The sequence below is a fragment of the Microcoleus sp. Pol7_A1 genome (assembly GCF_036701085.1).
GTDB lineage: Bacteria > Cyanobacteriota > Cyanobacteriia > Cyanobacteriales > Microcoleaceae > Microcoleus > Microcoleus asticus.
On record NZ_JAUBQD010000006.1, the window covers coordinates 17,797 to 35,498 of the forward strand.

Genomic DNA, 17,702 nt, shown 5'->3' on the forward strand with positions numbered 1-17,702 from the left:
AATGTCGCTTTATATAGAACAAAACCCTGACGATGCTAAGGCTCTGGCTCATCGGGGTGAAACTCATCGGCTGACGGGACATTTTGAAGCAGCTTTAGACGATTTCAACCGATCGCTCGAGTTGGAACCTAACAATGCTTGGGCGATCGCACACCGGGGCGAAACCTATTATTTGATGAAACGCTATGAGGAGGCTCTAGCAGATTTTAACCGCGCTATTGAACTGAACCCTGATTATAATTGGGCGATCGCTCACCGAGGCGTAACCTACCGCTTTCTGGGAGAAGCATATTACCCAAAGGCGCTGGCTGACTTGGATCGAGCAATTGAGCGTCAGCCGGATTATGTTTGGGCGATCGCTTATCGCAGCCGCATCTATGAGTTGATGAAGTGCTACAAGCAATCCTTGATTGACTTCGATCGAGCGATCGCCCTTGACGAAAACATATTGCGGGGGAAAAATTGGCAAATTGAGAAAGGGTTACTGCTTTGCTATGACGGCCAATATTCTGAGGCGATCGCCTGTTGCGAAGAGAGGTTGCAACAGGTTGCTGATGACACTACAGCTTTGTACTGTATCGCAGTATCTAAGGCGCGTTGGCAGGGATTGGACAAAGCAGCAAGCGAAATCGAGCGCTCGCGAACAGCATTGCTTTCTCAATGGGAAACGGGCGATCGGGGAGATATTCTCTACCGACTCTGCGGTTTAGCAATCTTGACAGGTAACTGCGAACAAGCATGGGAATATCTGCGAGAAGCTATTCCGATCAACGATGAAGCCATTGAGTTAGTCGGTCACGATCCAGCTTGGTTGGATTGGCGGGACGACCCGAGAACTCAGGCATTACTCGCTAGTTAAGTGTTTGAGAAAACAAATTTCAAGTAATTAAACATCAAGTGTCTTTTCAGGATAATTTTATGCAGATGGATATCAGCGATATGATGATGGCTCAACAAGCAGAAACTCTTCGCTTGTCAGGGGCTTACGAACAGGCGATCGAGATTTTTGAACAACTCCAAATGTATCCTGACAATGCTTGGGTTAATGCTCACTTAGGAGCAAGCTATTACCATGTGATGGATTATGGGAAAGCAGAACTTTATTTACAGAAAGCGATCGACAAAAACGATCGGTATTTCTGGGCTCATGCACAGCTAGGTGAAACCTATCGTCTTCGAGCAATTACGGAAAATAACAGAAGGCCAGAATATGTTGAAAAGGCGATCGAGCATTTCCGAAAAGCGCTTCACCCTCAACAAGAAAGCAGCAACTATGCGTGGGCATTAGCTCACTTGGGAGCAACCTATCGCCTGGATATAACTGAGGGTATCATCCAATTCCTTAATGAGTCGATATCTCAGCCACCTAATTTAGAAAATTATTTAGGAAAAGAAAAAATAGAACAACAAGCAGAAGAGGCTTTGAAATGCCTTAACAGAGCGATTGAACTCATGCCCACATACGCTTGGGCATGGGGTATGCGAGCGACAGTTTACAGATTGAAGCAAGACTACAAAAATTCATTCTGGGATGTGGAAGTTGAAGCTGTAATAGCTCCGAGTATGAAGATTATGCAACAGTCTTCTTCTCCCGTTCCATTCTTAAAAAGTGGCAGGGTAAATCTTTACGAACACGCTTTCCTGTCTTTTTATTTGACCAAGAATCAATCAGGCGATGAGAAAAAAAGGCATTACGTTAGGGCGATCGCTTTTCTCCAACAAGCTTTGATACTTAGTCCAGGTGACTTGATGGCTAAGCTAATTCTCACCATAATTGAGGCTAACCAAAAGAAGGAAGACGGGGGCTCATTAAAACCAGATGACATTAAAAATATTCAAAGAAAATTAGAGCAATTTTTTGAAGATACAGAAGTGGAGTTTTGCCAAAAATGTAAAAACATATTGCGACATCAAATTAATATTCCAGACCCGTCAGTTAGTATAGAGGAGTTGAAATTGATAAATAGTCATGCTGAGGAGGGACATAAATTAAAGGAGCTTATTTTGGAAGATGTGATAAAATACTCTAAATCAGGTGTTGAAAAAGACCCTCAATTATGGCTGTGGAAAAACTTTGAACTGAAAGAGATGTGCAGTTATATTCTTTTCTTTCTTTGTGAAGTAAGCCATATTCTGGCAAACAAAAGTAATATTGGTAAAGCAAAACCTTATCTAGAGCTTGCAGTCCTCATCAATCCTTACTACGTTACAGAAAGGCTTTATCAAACTCCTGTGTTTTCAGATAAAGAGAAAATAGAGATAGTTAAAGAGTTGCACGATGATGGAAGAGTGTTAAAATTTTATGGATCCAATTAATGAAATCCTTAGTTGCCAGAAAATCAACCGAAAAAATCAATGACGATTAGCTTACTTCTTTGCCGTTCACGACCTTAGAGATTTAGGAGAATACCCCATGAATAACCTATTGGATTTATTAACAGATTTAGCACTTGACACGAAGAAACAAAGTGCTTTCCTCAACAACCCCAGTCCCTTAATGGACGAAGTGGGTTTATCTGAAGCAGAACAAACCGCAATGATGAGTGGTGAAAACGCTAAAATTGCCGCACTTTTTGCAGAGGAACGAGTTCGGTTTGCTATAACTTTAATCGATCCCGGCCCCGATCCGTTGCCAGATCCAGACCCTTTTCCTCCTTCTCCACCGTCAGAACCCGAACCTGACTCTGATGAGGATGCGGTATCGATGTCAAATCACTAATAATTTTCTACACTTTTAGAAAGTGGATTGATATTTCATAAGCTCAAACCGCACTTGTTGCGGTTTTTTGTCATAAAAACCTAACTATGCAAAATTACCAAATTACTGAAAAACTGCATGAGAGCAGTAACTCCTTAGTCTATCGCGGATATCGGCAAGCAGACAATCGGCCTGTTATCCTCAAAATGCTCAAAGAATCCTATCCTTCACCTGAAAAAATTGCCTGGTTTAAGCGAGAGTATGAAATAACCCAAAACATTAACTTACCAGGCGTAATAGATGTTTACAGCTTCCAAAACCTAGAAAATCAGTGGGTAATTGAGTTAGAAGATTTTGGCGGCGAATCCCTCAATCTGATAATCGCTAAGAAGCAATTTACAATTGCTGAATTTCTCCACCTGGCAATTGAGATTGTTGACATTCTCGGTCAGATTCACCAGCAGTATATTATTCACAAAGATATTAACCCATCAAATATTGTTTTAAATCAGCAGACAGGTAAGCTGAAGCTAATTGATTTTGGAATTTCCACAACCCTGTCGCGAGAAAACCCAACCTTTCTTAACCCGAACGTGTTAGAAGGAACGCTGGCTTATATCTCGCCAGAACAAACAGGTCGCATGAATCGAACAATCGATTACCGCACTGATTTTTACTCGCTGGGGATAACTTTTTATGAATTACTAACCGGACAGTTACCTTTCCCCACGAATGATGTTTTGGAATTAGTGCATTCTCATATTGCCAAACAACCTATCCCACCGCACGAACTCACACGAGAAGTTCCACCAATTATTTCAGCGATCGTGTTGAAATTAATGGCCAAAAATGCTGAGGAACGCTACTTATCAGCATATAAAATAAAGGCAGATTTACAAGAATGTCTCAGACAATGGCAGGGCAAAGAGCAAATTGACCCTTTCCCAATCGATCGGCAGAATATTTCCGATCGATTTCAAATTCCCCAAAAACTGTACGGACGAGAGCGGGAAATTTCTGCCCTATTAGCTGCTTTCGAGCGAGTTAGCCAAGGAACCAGTGAAATGATGCTGGTTTCTGGATATTCTGGGATTGGAAAAACAGTATTAATACAAGAGATATATAAGCCGCTGACTCGCCAACGCGGTTATTTTATTTCTGGTAAGTTTGACCAGTTTCAACGAGATACTCCCTACGCATCCTTAATTCAGGCATTTCGTTCGTTAGTACGGCAGTTACTAACAGAAAGCGATGCAGAAATTAGCAAGTGGCGAGAGAAACTCCAAGCAGAATTAGGGGAAGCTGGAGGGGTAATCATTGAAGTTATTCCTGAAGTAGAACTAATTATTGGTTCGCAAGCACCCCTACCAGATATGCCTCCAGCAGAACAGAGGAATCGCTTTAATCTGGTTTTTCAAAAATTTATTAAGACATTTACTCAGCCCGAACATCCATTAGTAATTTTCTTAGACGACTTACAGTGGGCAGATATAGCCTCGCTGGAATTAATTCAACTGCTGATGACAGTAGCAGATAATAAATATCTATTTCTCATGGGCGCCTATCGCGATAATGAAGTAACCGAGGCGCATCCGCTAACTCAAATTTTGGAAAGTATTGCCAAAGCAAAAGTAACAACCATTAATAAAATATTGCTGGCACCTTTAGCGTTAACCGATATTACGCAACTTTTAGTTGATACGCTTTTTGCGGAATCAAAAAATGCTAAGCCACTTGCCGAGTTGCTCCAGCAAAAAACTGGTGGCAATCCGTTTTTTATCAATGAATTCTTAAAATCACTGCATTCTGAAGCATGGTTGTATTTTAACTACGAATCTCAGAAATGGCAGTGGGACTTAAAACAAATCAAAGCGCAACCGCTTACAGATAACGTTTTAGAACTAACGAGCAAAAATGTAAAAAAACTCCCGACAGCAACTCAGGCAGTCTTAAAATTAGCAGCTTGCGTAGGAAATCAGTTTGACTTGAAAACACTGGCGATTATCTACGAAAAATCTCTCCAAGAAACAGCAACAGATTTACGGTCAGCACTCCAATCGGGTCTAATTATACCCCTCAGCCATGCCTATCAGTTGGCGGAACTTGATGTAGCAGGTTTGTCCGATCGGTTAGTTGCAGAATACAAATTTGCCCACGATCGCATTCAACAAGCAGTTTACTCTCTCATCTCCGAAGCAGATAGACAGTCAGTACATCTGCGCGTGGGCAGGTTGTTACTCCAAAATACACCATCTGAAGAACTGGCACAGAAGCTGTTTGATATTGTCAATCATTTGAACAAAGGTCGTGCGCTGATCGAGCGACAAATAGAGCGATACGAGTTAGCTCGATTAAATTTACAGGCAGGTAAAAAAGCCAAATCTTCAGCAGCTAGCCAACCCGCTTTCAATTACCTTCAGATCGGCTTAACTTTGTTAAATAAAAAGAGTTGGTCGCAGCAGTACAACCTTACCTTAGATTTGCATTTAGAAGCAGCAGAAACAGCTTATACAATTGCCAACTACGATGAAATGGAGCGCTTAGCTGGGGTAGTTTTGCAAAAAGCCAAAACGCTGTTAGACAAAGTAAAAGTCTATGAAATCAAAATGCAAGCTTATTGCGCCCAAATGAAATTCCTAGAGGCGATCCAAATTGGGCTGGAAGTTCTGAAATTACTTGGGGTCGAATTACCGGAACGACCGAACCAATCCGATCTGACACGAGAGATGGAGCAGATAAAATCTGCTTTAGCGGGCAGGCAAGCCCAGGAGTTAATTGACTTAACGCAAATGACCGACCCGTATAAACTAGCAGCTATGCGGGTGATGAACTACTTGATGAGTCCTGCGTTCATAGCAATTAATCAACTGAGCTTGTTAATTTGGTGCCGACAGGTGAATTTATCGATTCAGTATGGTAATGCTGCTAGCTCTGCTTATCCATACGTGGGTTACGGGCTGATCCTCTGCTCGTCAGGAGAGCTTGACGCTGGCTATCAGTTTGGAAAACTTGCTTTGAACTTACTAGAACGATTCAAAGATAAAACATTCAAAGCAAGAATTTATGTAATATATATGGGATTTATCAAGCATTGGAATGAACCGCTCAGAGACACGTCTTCTTTTTGCATGGAAGCTTATCAATGTGCGATAGAAACAGGAGATCTTGAATATGCTGCTAGTGTTAGGCAAGGCTATGCTTACGCTTTGTACCTCAGCGGTGTGGATCTGACCGATGCCAAGAAAGAGACGGCGAAAGCCCTTGAAGTTGCCTATCAAACTAAACAGGAAGCATACATTCATTGGGCTAAAATCTATATGCAGGCGATCCTGAACTTGGCGGAACAAGTAGAAAATCAGTGCTATTTGATTGGTGAAGTATACGATGAACAAAAGATGATACCAGTTCATCTAGAAAGTGGCGATCGAACTGCGCTCATGCACGCTTATTCCCATAAAGTTATCCTCTGTTATCTTTTCGAGGAATTTCAGAAAGCTGTGGAGAATGCAGACCACTTTGAAGAATACTCAGCTAATGCCACTTCGTTTTTTATTCTCCCTGTTGTCTATTTATATGATATGTTAGCCCGACTGGCGCTATATCCTAATTCCTCAGAAACGGCAAGAGAAGAAATCCTGACAAAGGTTGCTGCTAAACAAGAAAAAATGGAAACATGGGCAAAGCAGGCTCCCATGAATTACCTGCACAAATTCTATCTAGTCGAAGCGGAACGCGAGCGCGTATTGGGCAACGATAAAGATGCCAGAGAATATTACGATAAAGCCATCATCTTAGCCCGCGAAAACGAGTATCTCAACGAAGAAGCCCTCGCTTACGAACTAGCAGGCAGGTTTTATTTAGCTAGAAACCAAAATCATGTTGCCCGTCACTACTTGCAAGATGCCCACTATGCTTATCAGCGCTGGGGGGCTGTAGCTAAAGTCAAAGATTTGGAATCGCGATACCCGCAATTTTTAGCCCTTCAGTCGCTTAGTTCAACCCGAACAGATACTGAAAATAATATCATCAATCCAATCACCACAACTGGTAGCAATTCCGGCGAAGCGCTAGACTTTGCCGCAGTAATGAAAGCATCCCATGCTATTTCCGGTGAAATCGTTCTCGAACAATTGTTAAACCAGGTGATGCAAACTGCGATCGAAAACGCAGGCGCCCAAAAAGGTTTTCTCATTCTGGATAAAGGCGGGAATTGGGCGATTGAAGCGGAAGCAGCATTAGAATGCGATCGCATTACCATTATGCAATCCATTCCCGTAGATTCTGTAGATCCTGCAACTGGAATTCCCCTGCTATCAACCGCCATAGTTAACTACGTCGCTCGCAGCCACGAAAATGTAGTATTAAATAACGCCACCGATGAAGGACAATTTACCCGCGACTCTTACATTACCGCTACTCAGCCCAAATCGATCCTCTGCACTCCCCTACTCAATCAAGGCAAACTAGGTGGAATTCTCTACTTAGAAAATAATTTGGCGATCGGCGCATTTACCTCGGAAAGAGTCGAAACTTTAAAAATCATTGCCGCTCAAGCTGCGATCTCGATTGAAAATGCAAGCCTCTACGATAAATTAGAAGATTACAACCGAACTTTAGAGCAAAAAGTAAAAGATCGCACCGCACAATTAGCCCAAGCTAATGCAGAAATATTGAGTTTGAACGAACGGCTAAAAGTAGAAAACCTTCGCATGAGTGCCGAACTAGACGTAACCCGCCGCCTGCAACAAATGATTTTGCCTCAACAGCAGGAATTAGAGTCAATTGAAGGGCTAGAAATTGCTGCATTCATGGAACCTGCTGATGAAGTTGGTGGCGACTACTACGACGTACTAAATTATGACGGTAAAGCCACAATTGGCATCGGTGACGTGACAGGACACGGTTTACAAAGCGGCGTGTTAATGATTATGGCGCAAACAGCAATTCGCACTTTGTTGGTTCACAATGAAACCGACCCAGTTAAATTATTGCAGACAGTCAACCAAACGCTTTTTGACAACGTAGAACGCATGAATTGCGGTAAAAGTATGAGCCTTTCTTTGCTGGAATATCGGGGCGACAACATCCTGCGTTTGAGCGGACAGCACGAAGAGGTGATTGTCGTGCGTTCCAGTGGCGAAGTAGAGCAGATTGATACCATGGAGTTAGGCTTTCCGATCGCCTTGGAACCAGATATTGCCGATTTCATTGCTACTACTGAAATACAGCTAAATTCCGGGGATGTTGTCGTACTCTACACCGATGGAATTACCGAAGCTTTTGATATGAATAAAGATGAATACGGTATCGAGCCATTGATTGAAATTGTTGTCTTTAACAGGGAACAGTCAGCAGCAGAAATCAAGCAAGCTATTATTGACGACCTGCGGCGATACATCGGCGAGCAAAAAGTATTTGATGACATTACTTTGGTAGTAATCAAACAGAAGTAAGTATGGGAAAATTTAGTCGCTGCAGTGTCAAATATCTTTCGAGACTTTGGCAAAAAATATATAATTAATTGTGCTTGACTACTTATATCAATTCCGGCTGCGCCGGAATGATATAGAGGACACGGCAGTGCCGTTTCTTGCGCGCCAGATTTATTGTAGGGAAACGGCCAGGCGCGGTGTCCTGATTGCGGGTTATATTAATTCCGATGCTACCGGATTTGATATTATACCTTATTTTTAGGGGAGATGAATTTAAAATTTGAGATTTATCATTCCTGGACGTATGCAGGGGCAAAAACCCGGTTTCTGCGTCAATCTCTCAGGCGAGAGATCCACGATTTTTCAGATTAACCGGGTTTTTTGCGTAAGTTATATTTATGTCAATCTTATGTAGCAGAAATAACTCCTTCGCCGAATCGGTTACACCTAATTTAGCTACCCGAAACTGAGGGCGATCGCTTCCCCAGTGCCAAAATCAGTAAACTGGCGTACATCGGGTTCATGGAATGCTAAAACAATATCTTCTTTAGGCACTCCCAGTTCGACGAGTTGGTTCGCAATTCCGACTTCAGTACCGTCATGCTGAATCCAAATTTTTCCACCCTTGATATCAAGATGCAGAATACAGCCAAAATCGCGTCTATTTCCACGCCAACCAACATACAGAAGTTGATAATGATCTTGCTCAGTATCAAAAAGGGTTTGCACTTCGTATTCTTGCGCGTTGCGTTGTATCGAAATGCGATCTCGCCGTTCTGAAAGAAGATGACGAATGTATTGCCGATATTGCTCTATAGCCATTGAACAATAACCTCCTGTTGCACATCATAAATCATCAATCGTAGTTGATATCGCTGAACCGCAGCCACAATAAACCGTCGTTGAAAAAAACTTTCATAAATTGGCACTCGCACCGCTAGATAGAGGCGGCGATCGGGTTCAATCATTTCAAGCGCATCGCGATAATTGAGAAATTGTCCCAATGCAGTATGAAAATCTGAAACATTGGATGGGCTAATGAAACTTTTAACTTCTACAGCTATTTTCTGATGATCTCGCTGGGCGGCTAACAGTTGTTCCGCCGCTAAATCAATCTCAAAATCTACATCATCAACATTAATTTCATAGGGATCTGCCGTAATCTGCCAACCTTGCTTTTCTAAACCTGTCTTAACAACACCATGAAACCGATCTTTTACCATAAAAGTTTTCTAGTTGCAGATCACTACTCATATTGTAAGTATTTTTGCTTGACCAGCCCTAGAACTTACCAATGAATATTATAACCTACATTTGGCGATCGCAAATAGTTTACAAACCGGATATTGGCACAAAATCGTAACCGTAACTCGTGCGATTTCCGGGTTTAACAGTTACTAACTGAACTGCGCGATTGCGATCGCCCGAAGGTAAAAACCGAATCGGGCCGGATGCTCCATTTGCGGAAAAATCTGACGCCGATAAAGCTTGTTGAATGCCTGTACGAGTCGGATTGCGCCCTAAACCGGCAATTAACGCGATCGCCGCATCGTAGGCTAAAGCTGTGCGCCAACTTACTTCAGCATTCCAAAGTTGTTTGGATGTTTGGGGAAAGTTTGACTGCGGATCTGCAAGAATGTGCCAAGGAACAGCCAGCACCATATCTGTTGCTCCTGCGCCACCGATTTGCAGTGTTTTAGCAGTATAAGCACCGTCTCCTGCTAGTAACGGCAGCCGTTTGGCGTTTACTTGCACTACTTGCAAAGCTTGGTCGATCGTGGCTGAATTGGATGCTAACATAATCACTTCTGCTCCTTGGGCGATCGCACTTTTAACGCTATCGGCTGCATTAAAATTGCCCTTAGCAAAGTCAAATTCGGATACGATTTGTCCTCCATCTCCGTAAAGAGCAGTGGTGAATTCATCTCTTAAAGATTTGCTGTAACTGCTGGCAGAATTGAAAACTACAGCAGCTTTTTGCTTTTGCAATTTTCCCACCATATAGCGGGAAAGAGCATTAGCCGCAAACCGATCGCTCGGCACAGTCCGAAATATATTTTTGGCAGATCCTGAGAGCTGCACAGACGTACTTGTGGGAGAAATTGCTACTAATTGTTTTTGCTGGTAAATCTTGCTGGCTGCTAGCGTCGTATCTGAACCAAAATGTCCGATTACTCCTAAAACTTCCGAGTTATTTGCTAACGCGCTGGCAATTTGTGCCGCCATTTCTGGGTTGTCGTCATCGTTAGCAATTAACACTTTTAAGGGAGTACCGCTAATGCCGCCGCTTTGGTTGATTTCATTTTGAGCTTGAGCTACCCCCCGCATAATTTCTAGAGCAGCATTGATATCGCCGCCAATGGGAACTGCGGCGGCAATTGTGTAGGATTTGCGATCGCCGATGCGGGCGTTGTTGAGGTAAATTAGTGCTTCGGGATCGTTGCGATTGGTTTTCAGCGAAGCTTGTAAGTCGGAAATAGCTGCGTTATAGTTGCCAGATGCGATCGCCTGTACTGCTGCTTGTTTGGTTGTTGTTGCTTGCTCTGGAATTAACAGTTTTTGTCCGGCACTCAGACGCTGCCCAATTGCCTGCTCTGATTGCGGGGAATTTCCCGTGGGAGACTTGGAAAATGTAGGATTTTGGGGTGATAAACCTCCGAGATTGATGCCGCCTCGGCTTGTCAGCCACCAAATACCTGCGCCGGCTAGCCCGATCGTAATTAGGAGCGATAATACCAGAACAGCGGTTTCATTTTTTTGGGACATGGCTGTACAATTTTAAATTTTAGAAATAACGAAGTTAGAAGCAATCAGGAAGGCTCTCTCAGAGATTTTTACACGGATATACGGATTAATTATCGAGCGTTCCTTCTGATGTTGAAGTCAGAAGTCAGAAAAGCTACTCTACTTATATTTTGACATTTTTATTAAGTTATTTTAGACTAACGAGCGAGATCGCAATTTTAGATTTTCTTGACTTTCCATATCATAAAGATGGAAAAACAGTTGTTTCTTAATGATATCTTTAGGTTTTGCTCGATGTTCAACAGCAAAGGAGCCTGTAACAGCAAGGACTTCGGTAAAATAATTAAAGTTTGTTGAAATTTATAAAAATAGCTGCAATACTTTGTAATGTAAAAAGGAAAGTTGAAAATTTTCTAAAGACAAACTAATTGGATTTCGATGTCGCTAAGGTAGTATACATGACGGTTTGTCAGAGAAAAAGAGTGTTAAGCTCGGCTAAGCTCAGCCACAGCAAAACCTCGATATTTAATTAAGTTCGATCGACAACAAAGGCTAAGGTAAATTTCATGGCAAACTCAGTTGTAAATCAGCCAAACGCAGCAGCAGGAGTGCAGTGGCAGCCACAAGATATTATCCGCAGCCTAGTGTGGAAAATTGCGATCGCAACCTGGCTGTTAATGGCTGTAGGCAGCGCCACGCGGGTGATGAATGCGGGGCTCGCTTGCCCCGACTGGCCGCTGTGCTACGGTCAATTAATACCCGCAGCGCAAATGAATTTGCAGGTATTTCTGGAATGGTTTCACCGTTTGGACGCAGCAGCGATGGGCTTAAGCGCGATCGCACTTTTAGGACTATCTTTGTTTTACCGCAGCCGCCTGCCAAAATGGCTGCCTTGGGCGAGCGCTGGGGCAGTATTTTTAATCGTTTTTCAAGGCGTATTGGGCGGCTTGACAGTAACACAACTGCTGAGATTTGACATCGTTACTGCTCACTTGGGAACAGCTTTACTATTTTTTGGCGCCCTGCTAGTCATCGGTTTCATGCTGACTCCCTACGAAGCTACAGGCAATACGGGCAAATTAGCTTGGGTAAGTTCGATCGCAGCTTTGTTAGTTTACCTGCAAAGTTTGCTAGGAGCATTAGTAGGCTCTAGATGGGCACTGCACCAATGTTTGAGCTCCTCAGAATTGTGCTCGGTAATGAACAGCCACATCGCCGGTATCTTACCAGCTACAGCAGCGACTTTAGCAGTATCAGTCATGGCTTGGCGGCAGCCTGCACTGAGTCCCAACTTGCGAAAACTGGCTAACTGGGCGAGTGTTTGCCTAATTGCTCAATTAGTTCTGGGATTAGCAACTTTCCGGCTGCACCTTCAGGTAGAACCGCTGACAGTCGCCCACCAAGCAGTTGGTGCTGCTTTGCTGGGAACCCTGATAGCTTTTAGTGTTTTAGCTTGGCGCGATCGAGTTTTATCAGCTTGAGAGATAAGACTAAAGTAAGAGGCGGCGGTTTTATTAATCCTTGTAGCTACAGCAAATATTTTTCGTAAAACCCGCCACTCCCACCTAATGACTAATGACGAATTCGCAAATAATTACTAACAGCTTACAACCGATGCAAGAAATCCTTACCAACGACAGGCCCCGCCTCCACGAAAACTTTTCGCAAGTCGTGAAAAGTTACTATCAACTAACAAAACCCAGAATTATTTTACTGCTGCTAATCACTACCTCAGCAGGAATGTGGATGGCGGCCAAAGGAGAAGTAGACCCGCTATTGCTGTTATCAACTATTACCGGAGGCGCTTTAGCTTCTGCGTCGGCGAATACGATTAATTGTGTCTACGACAGCGACATCGATTATATTATGGAACGCACCCGGTGGCGGCCGATTCCTTCCGGGCGTGTCAAGAAGCGGGATGCTTTGATATTTGCGATCGCCCTAGCTACAATATCCTTTACATTGCTGACAGTTGTTGCCAACTTATTAGCCGCATTGCTAGCAATGTCAGGCATCCTTTTCTACGTCCTAATTTACACCCACTGGCTGAAGCGCCACAGCGTGCAAAACATCGTCATCGGCGGTGCAGCAGGGGCGATTCCCCCGCTAGTTGGGTGGGCTGCGGTGACGGGAGATTTGAGTTGGGGTGCGTGGCTGCTGTTTGGGATTATATTCCTGTGGACACCGCCGCATTTTTGGGCATTAGCAATGATGATTCGCGACGAATACAAGGAAGTAGGCGTCCCGATGTTACCCGTAATTGAGGGCGACGAAGCGACAGCCCGCCAAATTTGGATTTACACGCTATTGATGATTCCTGCAACTTTGCTGCTAGTTTATCCCCTGCATTTAGCGGGCGCTGTGTATGCGGGGACAGCTATTTTCCTCGGTGCTATTTTTGCCCAAAAAGCTTGGTTGCTGTTGCAGACTCCAGAGGATAAGATTGTTGCGCGATCGCTCTTTAAATACTCTATTCTGTACCTGATGCTATTGTGCGCTGGAATTGTGGTTGACAGTTTGCCTGTGACTCATAATTTGACTACTGCTGTTGTACAAAATGTGCAAACTTTGATTAGTGCAGTTGTGATGTAGTAATTAGTTAAATTGAAATTCTTAAAATGAAACCCGCATCTAGCGGGTTTTGTTTGTTTAGGGTAAAATAGCGAACGCCATTCTCCTATCTGCGTTAATCTGCGTTAATCTGCGGTTAAAAAAGAGCGAATACCTATCCTGTCAATAACTGAGGATATTGTGATGACGTTACACGAGTATGATGTTGTTGCCTTGACCGAAGAAATTCAGGCAATCCATAAAGACACCTCTGGGCCAATTTTGCTCCGGCCCGGACAAGTTGGCACTATTCTGATGAGCTTTGACGATCGCGCTTATCTAGTAGATTTTGCCGATACTCAAGGCAATACCTATGCAATGGAAACCATTCCCTCAGAAAAACTCATGCAACTCGTTTATGAGCCACTTCCTGCCTATGCCTAGGCTGCAAATAATACTTTACAGAGTATTGAGCTGGAAGTGGCGATCGAGGAGTTATATCGCGGTGTGAGTTTGGGGCAATAAATGAAGTAAGCTATAGACAAAGGTTTCAGACAATTCTAAATCCCTGCCAGCATCCGTTCCTCATCAAGATACTTCTCTTTATCCAAGGCTTCCATAGCAGCACGCGATGAAAAATCCTCTCAATCAGGAACCGCCCGATGATACGGGCACCGATACGCTGAAACGGTTTCGTTATCAAGCTCAACTTGCTTTGCCTTTCTGTCTGGCATGCGCTCGCAAGGAAAAAGTACGCTCTGTCATTATGGAGCACTTTGAAGATATAGTCGTTGAATACGACGATTATTGGCATTTTATTCAGGTCAAAACCCGGAATGCCGACTTGGGGGGATGGAAACTGACCGATGCTATAAAGGGATTAACAAGTTTATACCGGGCTTTTAAGAGAACATCGGTTTTAGAAGCCAAATACAGTCTCTTTCTTGAAGGAGCAATATCTCCCAGAGATGAGCTCAATGCCTTAACTCACTCTAAGCGCGATATTTCAGACGATCTTGTACAGAAGGTTGCTAAAAAACTTGAGATTGAAGATTCTGAGTGCAGCACTTTTCTGGAAGTTGTCACTGTTCTTCCCAATCAGGCTTCTAGAGAGCATATTACATCGAGAAATATTCACCTGATGGGGCGAGTCTCAGCAAGCACCTCAATCCGTGAAATTGAATCTCTAGAGGAAAAAATTACGGATGAAATTCTTCGGGCAATGTCCTGCGATCGCTTGGATAATATTTTGTATTATTACATCGCAAAGGTAGAGGGGCTTGAAGATGAGATAAGAGCCAGAGTCAATGCAAAACGTCTTACTGCCAAGAATATCACTGATATCCTTGGCTCTTTAACAAGTGGCGATTATCTCTTGCTGTCTCGAATTACTGACCTCAATGCACCTACTCCCACTAACCTGGAAAAAAAACTTATTGCAGGTGGAGCCACAGAACGCATTATCATAGATGCGAAAAACCTACGAGCTAATGCTTCTATACATGAAGCTGAGATCCTAGCATCTGGTTTTTGGGCTCAAGAAGACAAAATTACGGATGTGCAGATACGAATCCAAACACTCACGAATTCAATTGTGGAGAATCATGATGAATCAGAAAAACCAGCCAAGATTATCTGGCGAGCAGTGCTCGATGAACTAACCCAAAAAAAGGAATCTGTCGATCCCAATCTCATATACAAGCAAGATCCTTATCTGTTACTTGGCGCCGCCTGCGGACTCTCTGATGAATGTCGCATCGATTGGGGGGTAAAAATTGCGTAAGGAATTATTTCAACCTTCTATAGAAAGCGAGGCGCGTATTCTGCTTCTCATTCATGCTTTCACAGCAAAGAAAAAATCGCTAGAAGGTAGAACTAAACTTGCCAAACTAGATTTTTTTCTGCGTTACCCTAATTTTATGAAACGTGCTCTTGCTATTCGGCAACCCAATCAAGTTATGGATGTGCTTCCTGAAGAACAAGATAATATTGAAGGGAGGATGATTCGCTATCGATATGGACCTTGGGACCCGTCACATTATGCTATTCTTGGCAAGCTCATTGGTAAAGGGTTAGTGGAAATCGCTTCCAGCAATCGAGGGATTAGCTATCGTACTACAACATTAGGTTCAGAACTTGCCAAAAAACTTGCAAAGGAAGATTCTTGGCAAGAAACCAGTACACGGATTAAAATTTTGAGACAAAATTTTGACTTGTCTGGTAGTTCTCTCAAGAATTTCATTTACGAGCATTTTCCTGAAGTTACTGGTGCTGATTTGGGGGACAAATTATGAGAGTATGTATTAATAAAATTAACTTGATAGGTGCTGATCGCGAATTGCACTTGCAAGCTGGACTGAACATCATTACTGGCTCAATCACAACTGGCAAAACAACCCTGATTAAATGCTTTCGAGGATTGTTAGGTTCTGTACTACAAGATTTTTCAAGAGAAGCAAAAGACAACATTACTAATCTGGCAGGAGAGGTCATTATTGGTGACCAGACCTATGAGATTATCAGACCTTTCGTCACAACAAATGATGCAATGGTTTCTATTGCTGGTGAAAATGAGGCAACACGTTTACCAGCTTTGCGTGGTAAAGCCGACGAAGAAACCTATGGAACTTGGTTGCTGAAAAAACTCAACTTGCCAATCTTGAAAGTCCCGACAGCACCAACTCAAGATGATAGTGATACATCACCTCTATCCATCAATGATTACATAATGTATTGCCATCTCCGTCAAGATGAAATTGATAGTAGCGTTTTTGGACATAACCATTTTTCAAAAAATAACAAACGTAAGTACGTTTTTGAAGTCATTTATGGGAAGTACGATGTCGAAATAGCTCAGCTACAGATAAAACGCCGTGAAACAGTCAGTGAAATTGGACGTTTACAGAACTACACTAAAACAATTGATGAATTTCTTACGGGAACACCGTTTGAGAATCGAGCAGCTATTGTCTATAATCTAAACAATGTAATTAGAGAATTAGAAATAGCATATTCGGATTCAGAAACTCTAGGGGAGGAAATTAGAGGTTATACAAATACAGATGAGTTACGACTACACCTCTTAGAGCTGCAGCAGCAATTGGATAAACTTCACCAAAATCATCAGTACGAGCAATATAGCCTCGAACAGAAACAAAGTCTCATTGCCCAACTACAGACCCAAAGTTCTAGACTTACCAAGTCGATTGTGGCAGGAAACTATTTGCTAGATTTCGATTTCCTTTCCTGTCCACGGTGTGGCTCTTCTCTTCAACCATCCCGAACCGAACCAGAAACTTGCTATCTGTGCTTGCAACCACCAGAGCCTCAAATCACCCAAGATGATTTGATCAAGGAACAAGATCGATTAGAACAACAAATCAGTGAAACTTTTGAATTAGTAGATGCACATCGCACTGCAATTGTCGGTATTGAACAGGCAATCACTCAAAAAAATCTACAACGCCAAACCTTATCTTCCGAGATAAATCATCGGGCCCGCCGCTATGTTTCCGAACAAGCAGAGCAAATCGCACAGGCGGAACACCATCGCACCCAATTACAAGAGAAGAAGCAGCGTCTAGAAGAATATCTCGGACTATATAATCGGCAAGATCAGGCTATCAGTGCTATTGAACACCTAAAATCCCATCTGGGAGAGTTAGATATAGCTATTGATATAGCTAATAGCCGAGTTTCAAAATTTGGCGAGTATATGAATTTTCTGGACAAAACTTATCAAACTATCTTACGGGAAATTCGAGTGCCATCTTTCTCAGATCCGGGACCATCAATTATTGATCGCAAAACGTACTTACCACGCTTTGAGGGAAGGCGTTTTGATGAATTAGAGTCTCAAGGTCTTAAGGTGATGGTTAATACGGCCCATGCTTTAGCACACCAACTAACCTGTATTCATTTTGACCTGCAACTTCCCAATATCTTGTTAATTGATGGTCTATCTGGAAATATAGGCTATGAGGGGTTGGATCGTGAACGTATAGAAGCTATTTATCGTTATATTATCCGAGTTAGTCAGGCTCATCAGAATCGTTTGCAAATTATTGTGTCTGATAACACTGTTCCAGAAAGGGCTAGTGAATATATATTTGCTAACTTTAATGACGAGAATAAGCTCATTCCTTTATAAGGCTCAAATTCGATAGCACTCAATGCCTCACGATCTATCATTAAAATCAATGGCTGCAAAAGTCAGCTTAGACCATGCTTGCCCTCGTCTCACCATAAAAAATTCAATTACCTGCGGGTTCTTCCGT

13 protein-coding genes are annotated in these 17,702 nt (G+C 42.8%); 10 read left to right on the forward strand and 3 right to left on the reverse strand.

Annotated features, from left to right (window positions below; all coding sequences use genetic code 11):
* Window position 1 precedes the first annotated feature (1 nt).
* From QUA20_RS05850 to QUA20_RS05865, 4 genes are all read left to right on the forward strand, one after another.
* On the forward strand, window positions 2–859 hold the full coding sequence (locus tag QUA20_RS05850; protein WP_333186661.1) for a tetratricopeptide repeat protein: 858 nt from the start codon (window positions 2–4) through the stop codon (window positions 857–859).
* 59 nt (window positions 860–918) lie between these two features.
* Entirely contained in the window at window positions 919–2,316 is a 1,398-nt protein-coding gene (locus QUA20_RS05855) for a hypothetical protein (protein WP_333186376.1), read from the forward strand.
* Between the two features lie 97 nt (window positions 2,317–2,413).
* On the forward strand, window positions 2,414–2,719 hold the full coding sequence (locus tag QUA20_RS05860) for a hypothetical protein (RefSeq protein WP_333186379.1): 306 nt from the start codon (window positions 2,414–2,416) through the stop codon (window positions 2,717–2,719).
* Between the two features lie 86 nt (window positions 2,720–2,805).
* A complete protein-coding gene (locus QUA20_RS05865; protein ID WP_333186382.1) occupies window positions 2,806–8,151 on the forward strand; it encodes an AAA family ATPase in 5,346 nt (1,781 codons plus the stop codon).
* 435 nt (window positions 8,152–8,586) lie between these two features.
* Here QUA20_RS05865 and QUA20_RS05870 read toward each other — a convergent pair whose 3' ends face one another.
* The 3 genes from QUA20_RS05870 to QUA20_RS05880 form a co-directional block, all read right to left on the reverse strand.
* On the reverse strand, window positions 8,587–8,952 hold the full coding sequence (locus tag QUA20_RS05870) for a XisI protein (protein ID WP_333186385.1): 366 nt from the start codon (window positions 8,950–8,952) through the stop codon (window positions 8,587–8,589).
* Window positions 8,943–9,353 carry a XisH family protein gene (locus QUA20_RS05875; RefSeq protein ID WP_333186388.1) on the reverse strand — a complete coding sequence of 137 codons (411 nt, stop codon included), beginning with the start codon at window positions 9,351–9,353 and terminating at the stop codon, window positions 8,943–8,945. Before QUA20_RS05875 ends, QUA20_RS05870 begins: the two co-directional genes overlap by 10 nt.
* A gap of 109 nt (window positions 9,354–9,462) precedes the next feature.
* Window positions 9,463–10,896 (reverse strand): ABC transporter substrate-binding protein, encoded by a 1,434-nt coding sequence (locus QUA20_RS05880; RefSeq protein ID WP_333186391.1) that lies wholly within the window; start codon window positions 10,894–10,896, stop codon window positions 9,463–9,465.
* Window positions 10,897–11,441: 545 nt separating this feature from the next.
* Here QUA20_RS05880 and QUA20_RS05885 point away from each other — a divergent pair.
* The 6 genes from QUA20_RS05885 to QUA20_RS05910 all read left to right on the forward strand — a co-directional run bounded on the left by QUA20_RS05885 (window position 11,442) and on the right by QUA20_RS05910 (window position 17,575).
* Window positions 11,442–12,356 carry a heme A synthase gene (locus tag QUA20_RS05885; RefSeq protein ID WP_333186393.1) on the forward strand — a complete coding sequence of 305 codons (915 nt, stop codon included), beginning with the start codon at window positions 11,442–11,444 and terminating at the stop codon, window positions 12,354–12,356.
* Between the two features lie 133 nt (window positions 12,357–12,489).
* Complete coding sequence (locus QUA20_RS05890; protein ID WP_333186663.1) at window positions 12,490–13,467, forward strand: heme o synthase; 978 nt, start codon at window positions 12,490–12,492, stop codon at window positions 13,465–13,467.
* A gap of 162 nt (window positions 13,468–13,629) precedes the next feature.
* On the forward strand, window positions 13,630–13,869 hold the full coding sequence (locus tag QUA20_RS05895) for a DUF4926 domain-containing protein (RefSeq protein WP_333186395.1): 240 nt from the start codon (window positions 13,630–13,632) through the stop codon (window positions 13,867–13,869).
* Between the two features lie 187 nt (window positions 13,870–14,056).
* Window positions 14,057–15,208: a dsDNA nuclease domain-containing protein gene (locus tag QUA20_RS05900; RefSeq protein WP_333186398.1), complete on the forward strand. Its 1,152-nt coding sequence runs from the start codon at window positions 14,057–14,059 to the stop codon at window positions 15,206–15,208.
* The gene (locus QUA20_RS05905; RefSeq protein WP_333186401.1) at window positions 15,201–15,719 is read left to right on the forward strand and encodes a hypothetical protein; all 519 of its coding nucleotides are present in this window, start codon (window positions 15,201–15,203) and stop codon (window positions 15,717–15,719) included. Before QUA20_RS05900 ends, QUA20_RS05905 begins: the two co-directional genes overlap by 8 nt.
* Complete coding sequence (locus tag QUA20_RS05910) at window positions 15,716–17,575, forward strand: hypothetical protein (protein WP_333186404.1); 1,860 nt, start codon at window positions 15,716–15,718, stop codon at window positions 17,573–17,575. The genes QUA20_RS05905 and QUA20_RS05910 overlap by 4 nt, the downstream gene beginning before the upstream one ends.
* The last annotated feature ends 127 nt before the right edge of the window (window positions 17,576–17,702 follow it).